Consider the following 18,087-nt stretch of genomic DNA (forward strand, 5'->3'; position numbering starts at 1 on the left):
ATGGGAGGATTACAAGGACAGAGCATACGCTTTCACCCATACGGAATATGGCAAGAAGATATACGCCAGAAGAAAAGAAACAATCGAGCGAAGTTTTGCAGATTCAAAAGAGCTGCATGGGCTTCGCTATTGCCGCATGCGCGGGCTTGCGAAAGCAGCGGAACAATGCCTGCTCACTGCTGCTGTGCAGAACATGAAAAAGATTGCAAATATCCTGTCAAACCGGGATATTATGCAATCCGTAAAACGTTGCCTGCTATTTTTGCCTACATACACAAAACCCGCCGGAAAAGGGCGGGTTTTGTCAGTAATCTGAGGGAGCAGTTTTAAAGCTGCTCCCTTTTGGTTTATTAATTTAAATCTGGAACTGCCTTACGGTTCTCTGCAGTGTTTCGGCCTGGGCAGAAAGCTCTTCACTGGTAGCCGCACTCTCTTCGGCGGTAGCGGCGTTATTTTGTATTACCGAGGATATCTGATCGATGCCCTGTGTCATCTGATCGATCGATTTTGCCTGATCTGCGGTAGACTGCGATATCTCGCTTACAATCTTAGCTGCCTGCTCGGAGCCTTCGATAACCTCTACAAGTGTTTCGGCAGTTTTATTGGCTATCTTGGTACCGTTTTCCACAGCCGTTATGGCATCCTGAATCAGTTGAGTGGTATCCTTGGCTGCCTGTGCGCTCTTACTGGCGAGGTTTCTTACCTCATCGGCCACCACCGCAAAGCCCTTTCCGGCAGCACCGGCTCTTGCGGCTTCAACCGCGGCATTCAGTGCCAAAATATTGGTTTGGAAGGCAATATCATCGATTGCCTTAATAATCTTTTCAATCTTCTTCGATGCAGCGCTAATGTCTTCCATCGCACTGAGCATCTTTTTCATCTCTTCGTTGCCTGCAATCAGTTTTCTGCTTGCTTCCGAAGTAAGCTTATTTGCGGTATCTGAATCCTTGGCGTTCTTGTTAACATTCTGAGATATTTCGCTAATCGTTGCCGACAGCTCCTGAATGGTTGCCGCCTGTTCGGTAGTGCTTTGAGAAAGCCCCTGCGCGCCGCCCGAAACCTGTTCGGAACCGCCTGCAACCTGATCGGCAGATTGCAGAATGTCGGAAAACGTAGTGGATAACGTGGTTTGGATGTTCAGCAGAGAATCTTTTATCTTGGCAAATTCGCCCTGATAATCGTAACTGAGCTCGTACCTGAGGTTGCCCTGCGCAATCTTATTCAGCACCTGGGATACCTCGTCTATGTAATTAATATACTCCTTCAGCCTCAGTACTGTCTTACCAATGGCGGCGGAAACCTGTCCAACCTCGTCGCTGGATTTTGTTTCAACCGTTACATCCAAATCGCCGTCCGCTATACGGTTGGAGGCAACCGACAGCTTTTTAAGCGGCTTTACAATGCCCCGTGCTATAAAAATAGTAATAAGCGCCAGCAGCGGCAGTAAGATACCCATGATGGCAAAGATAGTTCCCGCTACCGCCTTGCTTGCGGCTTCCAGTTCTTCCTGAGGCAGCCCGGTAAGAATCATCCACCCGGTATTGCCTACTGATGCAAGCTCGCCGGTAACCTTTTTCCCATTCAGCGTGTATTCCAAGGTTCCTAATTTCTTGTTCTGAATAGCTTCCACCGCATTCTTTGAAAGTGCAGTATCGGCAACGGCTTTTTGAATATCATCCTTGTTCGGGCTGTAAACAACCTGGCCGCTATCCGTACAGAGAACAATAAACCCCGATTCGCCTATCTTGTATTTACTAAGGATTGCATTCAGCTGATTCAGCTTAATATCCACCGCAGTAGCACCGATAATTTCATTGCTTGAGCTGTCAAAAACAGGGGCAACCATACTCACAATCATATTGCTGGAGGCTGAATCGACGTAAGGCTCGGTAAGCAGAGGTGCCTTGGTTTTCGTCACCTCATACAACGGTCGTGTCGTTACATCCCAATCGGCATTAGAGCTTGCGCCGTCGTGCTGAGCGTATTGGCTGGAATCAAAATCGCACACCCAGCTGGAGAGAATGTTTTGTTCATCCGTCTTTACAACGTTTTGTAGAGTACGACGAATGTTTTGCCATTCTAATGTATTGGAAATACGGGTTCCTTTTTGCGTATTCTTGAGCAGGTTCTCCACCTCATAATTCGTGGCTGCCTGCTTTGCAATTTCTACATATGTATTGAAGAACTCCCGGGTTTGGTTGGCTACGGCCTTCGATTCTGAGCTTAAACTGCGAAGGGCAACATTAGCAACCGATTGATCTACCGTGTAAATAATTACCGCACTGGCCAAGGAAAGCAATAAAACTACGGGCAAAATAATGCCGAGAAGCATTTTGGGGAGAATCCGCAGATTTTTCATAGATGTTTCCTCCATTTTTTAGTAAATTAAAATAACATAATTTGTTGAATATTGTATACATAATATACTATATATACTATATTACTATTACAGTTAAATCAACTGTATTTTAAACAGAATGTTTTATTGTGAAAGAACATATTGAATTAGCTTGGCAACAATCGGCTGTTTTTCATTACAATATGGCGTCTCTCTTATTCAAATTATTGCACTTGTATTTAAAGACGGTTTATATTATAATATGTAATGCTATTGCGGCTCAAATCAGAGTCTGCATGGCAAGTTGCACAGCAGTATAGAGCAGGTATATGTATACGTTCTGACATACGGGTGTGCGGGTCCTGTGCGACAAAGCGCCGTGAACCATGTCAGGCGGGGAACCGAGCAGCATTAAGCGGATGTCTTTGTGTGCCGCAGGGTTGCCTGCATGCCCGTATGTGAGGACGTATCTTTTTTATGCTTGGACATTGCGGCACTCAACCGCTGTTCTGAACAAGGGGGATGTTTTGTAAGATGTATAAAGCGCTTTACAGGACATGGCGACCCAAAACCTTTGAGGATGTTGTGGGGCAGGAGCACATCACCACCACCTTAAAAAACGAGGTTGTTCAGGGAAAGGTGGCGCATTCCTACCTGTTCACCGGCTCACGCGGAACGGGCAAAACCACCTGCTCTAAAATTCTTGCCAAGGCGGTAAACTGCCTGCATCCGGTAGACGGAAACCCCTGCGGTGAATGTGAGATCTGCCTCGGCATTGAGGATGGCTCGGTGACCGATGTGGTGGAGATTGACGCCGCCAGCAACAACGGCATTGACGATGTGCGCGCGCTGCGCGAGGAGGCGGTTTTCACCCCCGTTAGCGCAAAATACCGCGTATACATCATCGATGAAACCCATATGCTCTCCATCGCGGCGTTTAATGCGCTGCTTAAAATTATGGAGGAACCGCCCGAACACGTGCTGTTCATCCTGGCTACCACTGAGGTTCACAAGGTGCCCGCCACCATCCTTTCACGCTGCCAGCGGTTTGACTTTAGACGTATCGACACTGAGGTTATTAAGAACCGCCTGCTTGCCATTGCAACGGGCGAACAGATAACGCTCAATGAGGACGCGGCGGAGCTGATTGCGCGCCTTGCCGACGGCGGTATGCGCGACGCTATTTCGCTGCTCGACCAGTGTGCCACTGCCGCCGAGGTAATTGATATTCCTGTAGTGAGCAAGCTTGCGGCGCTCGCAGACACGCAGTACCTTTATGAGCTTGCCGATATCATTCTTTCTAAAGACGGCGCAAGGGCGCTGGAGCTTGTAGAACGGCTTAATGCGGAATCGGTGGATTTTGCAAGGCTGTTAAGCGAGCTGATTACCCTTTTCCGAAATCTGATGGTGGTGAAGGGAGCCAAGAAGCCCGAGAATCTGATTGTATGCACACCGGACGAGCTTTCGCAATTAAAAGGGCTTGCCGTGCGCTGCCCGATGGAGCTGACTTTACACGTTCTCACCGTGCTTGGCGACGCGCTGGACGGCATGGGCAAGACCCATTCCAAGCGGCTGGCCGCCGAAATCTGCCTGATGAGGCTTACCAACCCCGAGCTGGATACCGGTTACGATGCGCTGCTCAGGCGTATCGGCGAACTGGAGGCCCGGGTACAATCCGGCGTTGTATCCGCTACTGCGGCATCTGTTCCGCACAAGGGTGTTAAGAATTCAGCAAAGCAGCCGCAGGGCGAAGAGCCCCAAGCGGAGCTCCCCCCGCCCGTTACCCGTGAGGTGCTGGAGGTGGAGGAGAAGCTGAAATGCTGGAACGATGTGCTGGAGCATCTGGCAACCGTTAATCCCGCGCTGCACGGTACGATGGTGAACTCTACGGCATATGTGAAGGGCGACCTGATACTAATAGACGCGCCCGATTCGATGTTTACTGAAATGATGCGCAAAAATGACTACACCAAGCAAAGCCTGCGCGATGCTATCATGCTGAAAACCGGCAAGATCTACCGGCTTGGCCCTGTGAAGAAGAACACCGAGATAAAGGAAACGGGTGTTCTGCTGGCACAGCTGGAGCATGCTGCGAGGCAGGCAGGCATTGAGATAAACTAGTAAATTATTCAGACATGCAATAACAGGAGGATATCAACCATGAAATCAAGATTACCGCAGGGCTTCGGCGGAGGCCCCCAGAATATGAACAGCATGATCAAGCAGGCTCAGAAGATGCAGGAGGAGATGGCCAAGGCCACCGAGCAGATTGAGCAGATGGATTTTTCCGCTACCGTTGGCGGCGGTGCTGTTTCGATACTGATGTCGGGTAAGAAAGAGGTTAAGTCGCTTACCATTAAACCGGAGGTTGTAGACCCCGAGGACATTGATATGCTGCAGGACCTGCTGATTGCCGCCTTTAACGAGTGCATGAAGCAGATTGAAGATACCTCTTCGGAGACCATGGGCAAAATCACCGGCGGGTTGAATGTACCCGGCTTGTTTTAACGCCCCCTATGGGCAAAGGAATACTGCCCCAGCCGCTGATTCGGCTGATAGAGCAGTTTGAGCGGCTGCCGGGCATCGGACGCAAAAGCGCTCAGAAGCTAGCATTTTATGTTTTGAACCTTTCGGCGGAGCAGGCGCAGGCGTTTGCTACGGCCATTACCGACGCACAGCAAAATATTCACAACTGCCGTATCTGCCAAAACCTTACCGACGGTGAGATTTGCGCGGTATGCGACGATCCGGCCCGTGATAAATCCACTATTTGTGTGGTGGAAGACACCCGCTACGTGGTTGCAATTGAGCGAACCAAAGAGTATAATGGCTTATACCATGTGCTGCATGGATTAATCTCGCCGATGGATGGCATCGGCCCCGATGAAATCTATATCAAAGAGCTGCTGGAACGGGTAAAGCAAGGTGGAATCAAAGAGATTATCGTCGCCACCAACGCCAACGTAGAGGGCGAGGCCACCGCGATGTATATCTCCCGCCTGCTCAAGCCGCTGGGGGTTAAGGTTTCGCGTTTAGCCTATGGCATTCCGGTGGGCGGTGACCTGGAGTATGCCGATGAGGTAACGCTCTACCGCGCTATTGAAGGACGAAACGAGCTGTAAAAGATTCATCATCACGAAGGGAGGTGCCTGCGGTTGGCGAAAACGGAGAACAAGACCATCGCCCAAAACAAAAAGGCCTTTCACGATTATTTTGTGGAGGAAGCGTTTGAGGCGGGCATCGAGCTTTGCGGCACCGAGGTAAAATCCATTCGCGCGGGCGGCGTGAACCTCAAGGACAGTTGGTGCGAGATTAGTGACGGCGAAATCTACCTGCGCGGTATGCATATCAGCCCCTACGAGCATGGCAACATCTTTAACCGTGATCCGGTTCGCGTGCGTAAGCTGCTGATGCATAAACGTGAGATCTTGAAGCTGTTTGGGCTGGTAAAGCAGCAGACATTTACGCTGGTGCCGCTTTCCCTCTACTTTAAGGGCTCCCGCGTGAAGGTTCAGGTGGGTTTATGCAAGGGTAAGAAGCTGTACGACAAGCGCGACGACATGGCAAAACGCGCGGCGCAGCGCGACATTGAGCGTGCGTTCAAGGATAACGACAAGAGCAGATAGCATTAAAAACTGATTCTCGGGTATACTATAGTTACCTGAAATATATGGGGGCGTAAAGGTTTCGACGGGGATTTTGAACCATGATAAGCGAGTAGAGTTTGCTGGACACTCTTAAAACGCCGGTACTTTTAAATTAAACGCTAACAATAATAAATTAGCTTTAGCAGCTTAATTTAAGCTGCTCGTCCGGCTAAGCAGTACCACGGGCTTAGTTTGGGCGTCATTTAGTGGTGAACGTGCTGCGGGAGTTTCCCGGCCCGGAGCATGTATTAGGGAATACTGAGGCGCACAGCCTGCTTTTCGGCGGTGCGCGGAGGGAATGTAAAAAGAGAAGCTGCACTCGGAGAAGTTCATGGGAATAGGTTTTCGGACAGGGGTTCAATTCCCCTCGCCTCCACCAAACATTGACCGTAGCATTGATACAATGCTACGGTCAATCCTTTTATTATTCGTATCAAGAAAGCCTGCAATACAAGGGATTTGCCCCGTAAGGGTATGCAAAATCCTTTGTACTGCAGGCTTTTTGTGCGTTGTGTGGCCGTTCCGACACTCGCGGTTTAAGGCGCGATTTGAATACCCCTTGAGGAAAAATAAAATAGTTCTACGAAAAATAACGGAGTTCAAGGAAAAATAAAAGGGTTCAAAACGCTCTGCCCAAACACATTAAATCAAGGTGTTAATTGGGCTATTCCGGCTTTTTCGCTGAATACTTTGTGGATCTCCTCCGCTTGACGCCATCTTCACCGACCTCGATGTTGCTCCGGCGAGTACGCTCCTCCTGGACTCTGTTAAACATTTCTTCCGGGATAATCGGCTCGTTATTGCCCTCTGCGGCGTAACTACTCACTTCGCCGTCGTTGACTTTCCGTTTTGCCTTGTATTCCGGCGTGTGGGTTTTGAAGATAACGGCGGTACCATAATACTTTGTGTTGGTGAGCATGAACTCCAGCGTGTGCTTCGACCACCGATCTTTGCCCGTCGGGGACGGGATACCATCCTCCTCCAGCGCGGCTTTGATTTTCACGATGCTCATTCCACTCAAGTACATTGCGTAGACCCGACGGACGACAGCGGCTTCATTTTCCACGATTTCGAGGTCACCGTCATCGTTCTGGCGGTAACCGTAACAGGGTTTGTTGTAGAGTTTTGAAGTACCGTTTTCTGCATGGCGTTTCAAGCCCCACCGTACATTATCGCTGTGGGATTTATTCTCACCCTCGGCAACACCGCAGTAGAGGGATATCATCAATTCCGCTTCCGGGTTCAGGCTGCCAAATTTCTGGTCCTCAAAGTAGACCTCCACACCGTATTCCTGTAAGGCTCTAATGGCAATCAAAACATCCTCCGTTGAGCGTCCAAGCCGACTGACGGCTTTTGTGACTACATATTCAATTTTTCCGTCATGGGCTGATTTAATCATCCGCTGGAATTCCTGGCGGTCGACAGCATTGGAACCTCTTGCCACATCTATAAAAATATCCGCCACTTCCATGAACGGCTGTTTATGCACAAAGCGAGAAAGCCCGGACGCCTGGTCAGCGAGGCTGTGGAGCTGTGCGTGGGAATTGGAACTGACCCGGCAGTAAACGCCGACTTTTTTCATGTGGTAGTTCCACTGCGGCGGTCGATTTATTACTTGAACATCCTTTGGCATGGAACTCACCTCGTACACAATATGTTATCAGCTAATACTGCCGTATGGCCTTGCTATTATCCCGGTTTAGAGTGATATATGTAATACCAAAATAACCAGGAGGGACTGAATATGTATTATATGCGATTTATTAATGACGATGGGTCATCGGAGGAGTTTGAAGTTCATCAGGGGCATATCTTTTGCAAATGCCATGAGTGCGGTCAAGAATTTACGCCACGCTGCATCGAGTTCGATAAGCAGTTCGATTACGAAGAAGAGAGTTTCTTTTGGAACGCCTGCCCAGATTGTATTAAAATGCGTGAAGCAGAAAACAACAGACAGGCAATGAAATTGGCGCACATAGAATTGGCAGAAAAGCTTTCGCGGGTTTTTAAGAAAGAAATAACCCCAGCAGATGTACAACAATTCATTGATGACAATAAAGGCAGTGGATGCCAGGATATCGATGATGCTATACAGAAACGCTTCGGCAGCGGCTCTCGCTTTGTTTCAGCGAGAGAAGAACCCCAAATAGCCCAACAAGGAAAATCTATTACAATCTGATGTTTTTGGATTTGAATACCCTTGAATACCCCTACTGACGAAAAATAGAATTATTTCTGAGGTTTAGCCCCAACTCGTCATATAAGAACGTCAGTATTGATACAATGCTGGCGTTTTTATTTTGCACACGGTAGCCGTCAGAAGGTCTTGGTAGCAAGGCTTTCCGGCGGCTTTTTGTTTTCTGCCGTTTGTAGGGTGCAGAGAAAAAGGCCGTCTATTGAGCATATAGCTTGATTACGCCTTGCACTCGGCAAACGGCAGCTTGGGGGTATGCATAGGGTATGCACTCGGCAAACGGGAATATTGAGATTCCGAGCAGTGACTTCCCTCTGTTGTAACTGACTCCATGTTATTATCGTTTTTATACAAATTGAAAAATGCCTTTCCCGGTAGCAAGTACCGAAAAAGGCTTAAAATAAAGTGCGGCAAAAATAGAATTTATCGTTTTGATATGTTATCTCTGACCGTCTGGAACGATAGCATCAGATTGATGTCTGGTATGTGTTTTGCTGATTTTCCGTACAAGGGAACAGGTCGATAATGGATTTTATAAGCATTATCCGTGCGCGGAAACATGTCCACGGGAATTTTGGACTTTTACCCGTTCTGGAAAACAAGTCAATGGTTGGGTTTAATCCCGCCGTCTATGTTGACGTTAGTACTATCTATTGATAAGATTTACGCCCCTTGACGCGAACCGCTGAAATCGTAAAATTTGAACACCTCTACAGAAGATCGTTAAAAGGCAGATTTATTTACCTACCGATATGAACATACGCGACTCTGATCCATCGTCAGAAGGAAGGTATAGAATTTCACTATCTTCTGTAAAACTGCGTATCATTTTCTCGTCAGAACCGTCGTCAGACATAAGACCGATATACCCCTTCAAGTCAGCTTTTTTCGCATCTATTGATTGCAATTCGCCTTTTGCCTTTTTCGACTCGAACCATTGTCTTTTAACCAAGGCTACCGCTTTATCGTTAATCGGTTTATATAGGGTGTCAAGGAAGTCTGAAGCGTTGCAAATAAAAGATCTTTGGTACATAGAATTGAAAGCTTCAAAGACTTCTATTGCCTTTTGGGTCTCTCCAATTTTCATCCGTGTCGCAAACTCAGTCTTTTTACTTTCAAGCATTAGTTTACTTGCAAACAGGCAAATCTGAAAAGAATAATACAATTCATGTTCCTCGGTGTTCGCTCTCAAGTCTTTCAGTTCTTTTGCTGCAGACAGATGAGACCAGATCGTCCGGACTTGTATTTCTGTAATCTCACCTGTTTTACTTAGACGCTCAAGTCTCGTTATATACTCCATCAAAATACTATCGGCGTCACGAATTCCAGACTGTAAAGCAATAATGTCAGCTTCATCGACGTGCACCTTGCCGATGATTTCTCTCATACGGTTTTCGATGCTACGCAGTTTGCCAATGTTCGCATCGTGATGAAAACCGATAAGTCTTTCAATTCCGTGCTCTATACCATCTAACTGCTTCGAGATTTTGTCCATGTAATATTGTCCGGAAATCATAGCCATTGCCTGCATTCCAGCACCTACGACGGCTGCGGGATTTACAACTGACAAGGCTACTTCCTGAAAACCGGAATGGTTGGCCACTTTGCCGCCTTTCATCACAATAGAGCCTACAGTCCCGTCTTTGTATTTCATTAATTCGGAAAGTGGTCCAGTTGCTGTAAACAGTCCGTTTGGAGCGGCTTTTGCAATTTGGGAGAGAGTTTGCGCCTGCGCTAAAGCAGGCATTGCCCCTTGTATGAGGTTTGCTCCAATAGCACTACCTCGCGCCGTAATTTCTTGAAACTTCTTTGTGCTGAGATCGGCTGACGAATCGATCCTTGACAACATGAAACTTTGCCCAGAACGGTTAGCAATTTCGATTTTTTCAACAAGGTTCAGCATACTGGCAGATGGCTTCGTTGTCATCGGTTGCGTGTTCATTGTCGTAATTGATATTACTTCAGTTTCGGCAGCCTTTCCGCTTCCTGTTACCCGTTTTTCCCTAATAAAGAAGAACACGCCAACCACGACGATCGTAAGTATGACAGTTATGATTATTATTGCAATTGCAAAACCATCCATGTTTAATACCTCTGTTCGATTCTTCTTATAATATTACTTGATTCCAAGTAAGGCTTTTATTTCGTCGGGCTGATACGGTTCTTTGCGCCTGTGAATCATCGAGTGGCAATTTGAACAAAGAGGTATCAAATCCATTTCCGGGTCTGTACCCTCGTATCCTTCAGCGGTAGATAGCTTTCCCACTGGCGTGATGTGGTGAACCTCAATGTAGTCTTTTCCTAGTTCGCCATATACTTTCTCAAAATCAAACCCGCAAATATTGCAACGACAGCCTTTCAGCCGAATACATTCGGATCTAGCGGCTTGACTCCTGTAAATCTGCTTTGTCGATGTTATATATGTCCTGCTTTCATCGTGTAGGTGGTACTTATATTCATCACTTGAATTTGCCTGATTTATGAGTATCTCTACGTAGTCAAGCAAATCATTTTTCAATTTTTGGCGTTGTGGCTCATCAACATACCATACTGATTTTTGACCGTGTCCAACGCCGTTATTACGTGCTGAGTGTGGTAACTGTTTCACTCTGTCATTACGGTCAATCAGAATTGCATATTCCACATTGCAGATAATGTTATATTCGGCAAAGACACTTCGCCCATTAATTTCAATTATTCGTGTGCTTCTATCATCATTGACGGGTTCAGCATACACGCGAGCATGCTGATAAAAACCACAGATTATCCGTCCCTCCGATTCACGAGAACATGTAAAAACCACAAAAACATCATCAATGTAGTCTCCAAGCGCATCGTGGCTGATTTCTTTCGATATGCGCGGTAGATTAATTTTTCCGTAAGGTGGCGTATATCCATAACACTTGCCGTTATCGTGTCGGAAGTTAAAAATTTCGTGACCATATCCGTTTTGCTCGACAAATCCACCACCACCCTTGAGGTTCGCCTCAAGACCGTTGTATTCATCCATTTCAGTAAGGTTAATAAACACAACCTTACTGCGGTTAATGCTATTGCTCTGCATCGGTGTTCTCCTTTTGAAATTGTACTGGATTATACAATTTTATCTATTATGGTATCAATAACACGATTTATAAATTGCGCCAACCGATCGTCCTGTTTCTCACAACCGCCCTTTCGTTCAAGCTGGCTAAATGTCTTTTCCGGTATGTATGCGGTTACTTCATAACCAAAAGATACATGAACATAACCACGATTTGAATTATCAAACTTGCTTGCGAAGCCTTGCTCAAACTCATCTTTATCGACAAGCCCTTTGTATTCGGTCAGTAATTTCTTCTTTAGTTCGCCCCATGTCGAGCGTTTCCATTCCTTGGTTATATCTCCCCAAAGCGCCAAACATTTATCTTTATCTGTGCCAAAATGTAAGTCATAGTAAGTTTTGTCGATATAAGGTGCAAATATAGTTGACTGGAAATGCGCCAGTCTGAGATAGGGCTCCACCAAAAACTCCAAATTAATGCCATCCACAATTATTTCATTCTTATTTATCCAGCTTAAGTCATTTTTTGTTGTTTTATATAGATTATAGCCTTGCCATTTCGTATCACCGGGCCACACCGTAACCATGAGGCTTTTTTTATCATAATCCATATCCAACTGCGCTTCAGTCAAGAAGTTATAATTGAGAGGTATGATATATCTGCCTGTATATTTCTTCTCATCATCTTCGTTTTGACAGCAATTTTGAATTATCTTTAATAGCCGCTTTTCAATCGGAATCTGATTTTCTGAGGAAATGTTTATATCCGATAGCAAAGCCACCGGGAACCACTGACCATAACGGTTCTCTAAATGCTTGAGGTAGTGACCAAGAATACTGCTTTCGTATTTTCCTGTGATGTTATGAACCTGCTGAAGAAGTTCAATGACATCTTCCCAGTTTCCATTTATATATTCCACTGTGGGAGTGGTCTCATTGCGTTTTTCAATTTCATGAACTAGACTTTCGACTTGTGCCTGCACTTGCGCCCTTGCATCAGTGGCATTTCTTTTTACTTCAATTACAATAAGCGTATCTTTGCATTGAATAACAATGTCCGTGATTAGGGCTTCGCCTGGCTTTGTTGTATCTTCTGACCACTCGACATGCTTTTCTGTTGTAAGTGTTGCTCCGATTATTAGCTTTGGGCTCGAATATGCATCCACTATTTTGGTTATGCTCTGCTGTATCCCTATATCGATATCTTCTGCCTTGCTGTGTTTTTGTACCTGAGTACCAACACTGCAGTTTGAATTGATATAGTCAATAAAACGATCCAAGACCAGTGGGTTTTCGCCCAGAACAATTGCCAAACCACGGGAAATGTTATTTTCAATCGGCAAGGCATTTGCCTGCGAATAATGCTCAAAAATATTTAAGTGTCGGTTGTTGTTAAACAATCCCCATCACCTCTCAATCAGTAGTAATCCGTTCTATCGAACTCAAAGGCTTTCTCCACACGAGTGTGGGCAAAATTATAAGGTTCAGCTGAAATATTTTAACAGCAACTCGTTGGCTATACATTCGGCTTCAGGATGTTCTCGGTTGATAGGCTTTGAATTCCTGATTTTTATCAAAGCCTCTTTACCACGGCCCGCGGCGATAATTCGTGCGGCACTTGATACTCTGGTATTGCTTCCGGTCCTTTTTGCGTCAAAGCCCTTAGTATAAATCAGGTCCACAAGTTCTGCTTTGCTCCCTGACCACGACTTGATTAATTCAAACTGTGTCAGGAAAAACCATCCACCTGCTGCGGTAAAGGCGTCATCAAACTGTTTGTCCGTAATCATATATATCATCCTCCGAATTATTGGACTATACGCCCAGTCTGTGACGGATATCGTTCAGCCACTCGTCTTTATATTTGAAGAACTTTGGCCCAGCAATTGCGTATTGCTTTCCTGAGAGCAGTTTCGCCAATGCAGTCAACGACATGGTTTCTCCTTTATATTCGACATTGCGGTCATCAACTACCATAGCCTTCAAGCTAACATCATAGGCATATTCGATCGTAGCGCCGACTGGTATTTGGCACTTGGAAAACGAAAAGTTAGATGCCCTCTCCGTACAATCAGTATCAATCTCCTGTGCGATTTCTTCGGCTAGAACCTCATCCGCGTTAGGCTTAATGATCAACAGCTTGTCCGTGCAGCCATGAATTTCAGCAATGGCTTCCAGAATGGAATAGGCATCCTCCGGCGACATGGCATAAAACTCGCGTACCCGTTTTTGTCCGCTGAAGGTTTCAATAGAGCGCAGATTGGGATTCAGCTTATCGATTATGGAGTGGATTTTCAAGTCTGATAAGCGAGAATTCACCTCGTAAGTCGCATACACTCGGAAAGCAAACGGGATACATTCGCTTCTGTTAAGCTGCTGTAGTCGTTTATCGATATCGTCCGCATATCCGATTTTAACGTATTCTGGGAACGAAGGATTCGTCAATATATAGATTACACCTGTTTTATCCATTCAGCCGCCTCCTCATTCATTAGTAAACATATCGTCGATTTCCAATTGTTTATATGATACTTGATTGGATACAAGCCCCATGAAGCTTGAATTAAGCCGAACTTCATCGTGAGAGATAAGTGCATATCTCCAAGGCTTTCCACCGTTTACGGAATTCCAATCTGTAACGGCATTACAATAAACGACGGCGGCGCGAGCTTTTTCTTTTACCTCGGTAGAACCGATTTCATTGCTTGCTTTGGTCTCTATCATATAGATGCGATCTACCGTCTCTACCACAAAGTCAGGTTCGTAGCGACTGATTCCGCCAGGCCCATAGTAAATATTAAACTGCTTCGGCGAAGGGCGCAGCCATTTTAATACAGTTTTGTCGTTTTCAAGAACGATTGCAAAACGCCGTTCTGTATCGCTATCAAATTTGTAGAGAGTGTGACAGGCTTTCTTAAAGCCGTTGAACACTTTAGATCGGACTTCGCTTGCTGATAGGGTTGCCCGCAAGTCATAAATATCGTCTGTACGAATTTTGCCACCAAAGCTGTTCTCAATGCGAGAAAACGGACGCATTTCCGAAGCCTTATACTCAGTTTCCTCACGATAGAAATGCTGATTCATTTGTAGATAAATAATATCTGCAATCGTTTTTTGACGGTCTCGCATCACTTTCTCAGTTTCTTCCTCTGAGAGGTATGACAAAAAGTGATCTTTGGCATCGTTCACGAGGGAGTAAAGCAAATCTGCAGAAGTCCCATAATCCACATTATCATGCACGATGATGTGACGTACAATCTCATTTTCTACGGTATCAACCTTTGCAGATGCCATGTACTCGATATCAAGCTCAAAGGTTTGACCACCTTCTTGAAGCTCGGTACCCAGCAAGGTGTCGTCGGAGGGATGCCAGTTCATATTTTTGGTATCAAGCTTAAATGAATAAAACCCTTGCTTAACTTCCGTGAAAGGCTGAACAACAGCCTGTGGAATTGGAATTACGCTATCAGTGAGAGCCTGTACGCACGTGCTGATGGCGTTTTCGACTACTGGAGCCAAATCTTCCGGCTTCAAACCGAATGATGGGAATTGACGTAGCGTTTCGCTGATAATTGTTTTCTTCACAAAGGCGCGTGTGTCATCGTCCTTTATGGCATCAAAGGTTTTAACCTGACGGTTCAAATCCATAACAGATTTTGAAGTGTAATTTGCAACAAATTTTGCTACTTCAAGCGTCTGTGGTTGGGGTTGTGTCGGAACTTCTACGCCTTGTGGAGACACGGTCTCGTGTAGCGTTAATGCCAACTGCTCGGCAAAGCTGTGATCATTTAAAACGCTGTCATATACGGATGGCATCTCAACCGTTTCTTGCTGCTTTGATTCTTGCGTCGAAGATGTCGGATCGATATAGTACACCTTACGGACCAAAGAATTCGGATCGTTGGCCAGATTGACAATCGCTTCATATTTATCGTGGCTGACGATTGAAAGCCTGTCAACCGCCTCATCGCCAGTGCGGTTGCCATACGGCAGACGCAGGCCGCGTCCGATAGTCTGTTCAGTTAAGGTTTCAGATGCCGATGCACGGAGCGGCACAATGGTATAAAGGTTGGTGACATCCCAGCCTTCTTTCAACATATTGACATGAATGACGATTTCTATTTTATTATCCGGCTTTTCGAGCGATAAGAGTTGTTCGATATTCTCATCTTTTTCAGCACCACGCTGGGCAGAGTTAATCTCAATAACCTTGTCATGATAGTAGCCACCAAAGAAATCGCCGGACTTGATGTATTCCATGATTTCTTTGGAATGGTCGGTATCCCTTGCAACGACCAAAACAAAGGGTTTGACAATACGCTTGCCAAAAGTACGGGCATAGATTTCAAGCTTACTCTTCGTTTCTTCGTGAATACGAACGCCGTCATTGAGCTTCTCACGGTCAAGCTGAGTGGGCGTGTATTCCTCCGGTCTGAAATCTTTACGGGTAAAAACTGCCGGTACCTTCACATATAACCCATCGTTCAGAGCATGAGCCAGTGAGTACTCATAAACCACATTACGAAAGTCCACCTTCTTCGCGCCCTTCTGAATCTGCGGCGTAGCCGTCAACTCGACACCGAGGAGCGGATGCAAGTCGTTTATAACCTCAAAGCTTTTATCGGCATGGTAGTGGTGACTCTCGTCCATGAAAATGCACAAGTCAGGCAGCGAACGCAGATATGAGAAGTAGGATTCGCCCAGCACCTCGTTTAAGCGCTTAATCCTTGCGGGAGTGCCCTTTGCCACTTTACTGTCGGAATTCAGCTTTGCAATATTGAAAACATTGATTACGACGTCATTTACGCCGAACTGTCCCTGACGGAACGCCTCATAGTTGTCACCGTCAATAATACGCGGTGGGTCTACGAATTTATCCAAACCGCGAAACACATACTTTGGATTGGATGTGTTGCCGAGGTCATCCTTGAGCTTCCGGTAAATGGTCAAGTTCGGAGCCATTACGAAGAAGTTACGGACACCTTTTTCATAATGGAGGTACGCAATACACGCTCCCATAAGCCGTGTTTTGCCGATGCCGGTCGCCAAAGCAAAGCAAACAGACGGAAAGTCGCGTTCAAAGCTGGTCAGGGTTGGAAAATGCTCCCGAACCGCAGCCAAGTCCTCATTATAAAAATCCTCGCCGTCATCATCTGATTTCTTCTTCAAGCTCAAAATATCGCAGAGCTTTGCAAAGATTTCAAGGCTCTCGTGCTGCGGTGGACGCAGGGCAAGAATATTGCTGATGTATTTGGAGTGATAAGTATAAAACTTATCGGTATATGATTCCTTAATCATCCTCCCATTCCTCCTCGTCAAGTTCCGGGACATCTACGATATTCAAATTGTAGTTATCCGCGCCGAATTCACACTTGGAAAGCACTGACTGCGGTATCTTGCGAACATTGATATTATCATAGCGTTTGCCAAGACCAATATCAAAAGCCGGAGCACAAATGAGTAGATTTTCCATGGGAGAAAGCTCCGCCGCGATACCGTCCAGCATGGCGGCCGTCAGATACTGCGTGGTGACATAAATATAGCTGCTGTCCTGACTAAATCCCTGCTTCCAGAAGAGTTCACGGTCTGGCGCATAGTGGAAGCCGTTTATTTTAGCAACAGCGGCAACCAGCATTTCAGAATTGTATTTATCGGAGAAAACAGGATTACCATGCTTGTCCTTTTCAATCAGTGTCGGAGCAAGTTCATAGAACTTGAAGCCCCCGCCACCTTTCCAATTTACAGCATTGGAAATACCGCCCTGTTCTCCATCTACTACTTTTTGCAGGCGTGGTAAGCAATGAGTATAGCAGTGATTACCGAGCTCAATGCCAATGTACCGTCTGCCCATTTTATGAGCAACGGCTGCGGTTGTACCAGAGCCGAGAAAACTATCAAGCACGAGGTCATATTCATCAGTTGCTAAAGTCAATACGCGTTGGATAAGCTTTTCTGGCTTTGGCGTCGCGAACCATGTGTTTTTATTCATTTCCGGAAACAACTTTTTCTGCTCATATTTTGCCTGTCTTGTATGCCCGGTTTCTTCTAAGTCTGCCCACAGTGATGAGGCAGGCAACCCCTTTTGCTCATATAAATATGTTCTTCTTTTTATTGCAGTACAATCATTATTAAATCTGATTTCTCCTGTTTCCATTTTTTCCTTTAGAGTTTCCTCAGACCATCTCCATCCATTAAATGGAGGCTTAATAACGTTCCCGTTAGGGGCAATAATGTCATATGTTAAATTTGGACGTGGGTTTGGAGAACCTAATGGATTCCCGTCGAACCAAGGCCCGCGTGGGTCATTATCCGGGTTACTGTAGTGCTTCGCTTGTTCTTCAGTTCGTTGTAGCTTCTTTGGCTGCCAATTCGGTGCTTTGGAATAAACTAAGATATAATTGTGGTCTTGTGAAAACTGTTTAGAGTCGTTATTACTATTATCACTTGACCTCCATATTACAGTCTGAACATGGCAAACACGTCCAAATATCTCGTCACACAGTATTTGCAGATATGCTTGTTCATGGTCATCGATACTTATCCATATAGTTCCCTCGTTAGACAATAAGTTTTTCAGAATATCCAATCTTGTTTTCATGAGTTGAAGCCAGATAGAATGCTCCAAGTTATCGTCATAGTGCTCGAAGGCCGCTCCGGTGTTATAGGGCGGATCGATATAGATACATTTAACTCGTCCCGCAAAATCCTGCTCCAGCGCCTTTAGAGCCAGCAGGTTATCCCCGTGAATCAACATATTCTCAGAATTGGGGTCGCCGTAATCCTTTGAGGTGTCATGAAGAAGGATACGCGGCTCTATTGCCGGGTCTTCACCTTTCCCGATCCATGTAAGTTCAAGTCTTTGCAT

At 45.8% G+C, this 18,087-nt stretch carries 15 protein-coding genes and 2 other RNA genes; 8 read left to right on the forward strand and 9 right to left on the reverse strand.

Annotated elements, in window-relative coordinates; genetic code table 11:
- The coding region (locus BLR50_RS04575) for a transposase (RefSeq protein WP_242871689.1) at positions 1-316 on the forward strand (316 nt) is incomplete at its 5' end.
- 39 nt (positions 317-355) lie between these two features.
- Here the strand turns inward: BLR50_RS04575 and BLR50_RS04580 are convergent.
- The gene (locus tag BLR50_RS04580) at positions 356-2,359 is read right to left on the reverse strand and encodes a methyl-accepting chemotaxis protein (protein WP_162840322.1); all 2,004 of its coding nucleotides are present in this window, start codon (positions 2,357-2,359) and stop codon (positions 356-358) included.
- A gap of 332 nt (positions 2,360-2,691) precedes the next feature.
- Between BLR50_RS04580 and ffs the strand changes: the two genes are divergently transcribed.
- The 6 genes from ffs to ssrA all read left to right on the forward strand — a co-directional run bounded on the left by ffs (position 2,692) and on the right by ssrA (position 6,364).
- Positions 2,692-2,791, forward strand: an RNA gene (gene ffs / locus BLR50_RS04585) — signal recognition particle sRNA small type.
- 81 nt (positions 2,792-2,872) lie between these two features.
- The gene (gene dnaX / locus BLR50_RS04590; protein ID WP_092639034.1) at positions 2,873-4,459 is read left to right on the forward strand and encodes a DNA polymerase III subunit gamma/tau; all 1,587 of its coding nucleotides are present in this window, start codon (positions 2,873-2,875) and stop codon (positions 4,457-4,459) included.
- Between the two features lie 39 nt (positions 4,460-4,498).
- Positions 4,499-4,846: a YbaB/EbfC family nucleoid-associated protein gene (locus BLR50_RS04595; protein ID WP_092639036.1), complete on the forward strand. Its 348-nt coding sequence runs from the start codon at positions 4,499-4,501 to the stop codon at positions 4,844-4,846.
- Between the two features lie 8 nt (positions 4,847-4,854).
- Entirely contained in the window at positions 4,855-5,460 is a 606-nt protein-coding gene (gene recR, locus BLR50_RS04600) for a recombination mediator RecR (RefSeq protein ID WP_092639038.1), read from the forward strand.
- A 33-nt stretch (positions 5,461-5,493) separates the two neighbouring features.
- Positions 5,494-5,964 carry an SsrA-binding protein SmpB gene (gene smpB, locus BLR50_RS04605; protein WP_092639040.1) on the forward strand — a complete coding sequence of 157 codons (471 nt, stop codon included), beginning with the start codon at positions 5,494-5,496 and terminating at the stop codon, positions 5,962-5,964.
- A gap of 46 nt (positions 5,965-6,010) precedes the next feature.
- Positions 6,011-6,364: a transfer-messenger RNA gene (ssrA, locus tag BLR50_RS04610) on the forward strand.
- 285 nt (positions 6,365-6,649) lie between these two features.
- Here the strand turns inward: ssrA and BLR50_RS04615 are convergent.
- Positions 6,650-7,618: a recombinase family protein gene (locus BLR50_RS04615; protein ID WP_092639042.1), complete on the reverse strand. Its 969-nt coding sequence runs from the start codon at positions 7,616-7,618 to the stop codon at positions 6,650-6,652.
- Between the two features lie 111 nt (positions 7,619-7,729).
- Here BLR50_RS04615 and BLR50_RS04620 point away from each other — a divergent pair, with 111 nt between their 5' ends.
- Positions 7,730-8,164 carry a hypothetical protein gene (locus tag BLR50_RS04620; protein ID WP_092639044.1) on the forward strand — a complete coding sequence of 145 codons (435 nt, stop codon included), beginning with the start codon at positions 7,730-7,732 and terminating at the stop codon, positions 8,162-8,164.
- Between the two features lie 751 nt (positions 8,165-8,915).
- On the opposite strand, the gene BLR50_RS04625 is transcribed toward BLR50_RS04620, so the two are convergent.
- The 7 genes from BLR50_RS04625 to BLR50_RS04655 all read right to left on the reverse strand — a co-directional run bounded on the left by BLR50_RS04625 (position 8,916) and on the right by BLR50_RS04655 (position 18,087).
- Entirely contained in the window at positions 8,916-10,262 is a 1,347-nt protein-coding gene (locus tag BLR50_RS04625) for a hypothetical protein (RefSeq protein ID WP_092639046.1), read from the reverse strand.
- A 33-nt stretch (positions 10,263-10,295) separates the two neighbouring features.
- Positions 10,296-11,243: an HNH endonuclease gene (locus tag BLR50_RS04630; protein WP_092639048.1), complete on the reverse strand. Its 948-nt coding sequence runs from the start codon at positions 11,241-11,243 to the stop codon at positions 10,296-10,298.
- A gap of 29 nt (positions 11,244-11,272) precedes the next feature.
- Positions 11,273-12,622, reverse strand: coding sequence for a hypothetical protein (locus tag BLR50_RS04635; RefSeq protein ID WP_092639050.1), 1,350 nt, complete (start codon positions 12,620-12,622; stop codon positions 11,273-11,275).
- Between the two features lie 84 nt (positions 12,623-12,706).
- Positions 12,707-13,012: a hypothetical protein gene (locus BLR50_RS04640; RefSeq protein WP_092639052.1), complete on the reverse strand. Its 306-nt coding sequence runs from the start codon at positions 13,010-13,012 to the stop codon at positions 12,707-12,709.
- Between the two features lie 25 nt (positions 13,013-13,037).
- Positions 13,038-13,694: a GIY-YIG nuclease family protein gene (locus tag BLR50_RS04645; protein WP_092639054.1), complete on the reverse strand. Its 657-nt coding sequence runs from the start codon at positions 13,692-13,694 to the stop codon at positions 13,038-13,040.
- Positions 13,695-13,706: 12 nt separating this feature from the next.
- Positions 13,707-16,520, reverse strand: a complete 2,814-nt coding sequence (locus BLR50_RS04650) for a DEAD/DEAH box helicase family protein (protein WP_162840323.1) — start codon at positions 16,518-16,520, stop codon at positions 13,707-13,709.
- The gene (locus BLR50_RS04655) at positions 16,513-18,087 is read right to left on the reverse strand and encodes a site-specific DNA-methyltransferase (RefSeq protein WP_205408663.1); all 1,575 of its coding nucleotides are present in this window, start codon (positions 18,085-18,087) and stop codon (positions 16,513-16,515) included. Before BLR50_RS04655 ends, BLR50_RS04650 begins: the two co-directional genes overlap by 8 nt.

Origin of the sequence: Acetanaerobacterium elongatum (genome assembly GCF_900103835.1) — a bacterium.
Classification (GTDB): Bacteria; Bacillota; Clostridia; order Oscillospirales; family Ruminococcaceae; genus Acetanaerobacterium; species Acetanaerobacterium elongatum.